A 541-nucleotide genomic window follows, 5' to 3' on the forward strand; every position below is an offset into this window, starting at 1 on the left:
TGATAACATTAGCGTAAATAGAACAAGTACAGGTGCAGGGGCTACAGCAGCAGTAGGGAATTACCCGATTGTAGCGAGCATTGTTGACCCAGGTAACAAACTAGGAAACTATACTTTGGTTAATCCAAATGGTACCTTAAGCGTAACGGCTAAAGGTCTGGTCTTGACCGCAGATAACAAAGAGAAATTTGCCGGAACAGCCAATCCAACATTAACGGTGAGTTATGCCGGTTTTGTAAATAACGAAGACTTCAACGTGTTAACCACTAAGCCAACAATAGTTACCACAGCAGTACTGAACAGTCTGCCTGGAGACTATCCGATTACAGCAAGTGCTGCGGTTGGAAGCAATTACAGCATCAGTTATGTAGCTGGTAATTTGAAAGTAAAACCAGGTGCACCTACAGACATCAGTTTAGCTGCGGTAACTTTGTATGAAAATGCTGCTGCTGGTGCCAATGCCGGAACCTTGAGCAGTACTTCGCCGGATGCTTCTGCAACCTTTACGTATACTTTGGTGGCCGGAGCCGGTGATACGGAT

General features: G+C 45.1%; 1 protein-coding gene. It reads left to right on the forward strand.

Features of this window, described 5'->3' with window-relative positions; genetic code table 11:
• On the forward strand, positions 1–541 hold a 541-nt coding region (locus IM797_RS28225), incomplete at both ends, for an MBG domain-containing protein (protein WP_228099185.1).

Source organism: Pedobacter sp. MC2016-24, assembly GCF_015223055.1.
In the GTDB taxonomy this organism is placed as follows: domain Bacteria; phylum Bacteroidota; class Bacteroidia; order Sphingobacteriales; family Sphingobacteriaceae; genus Pedobacter.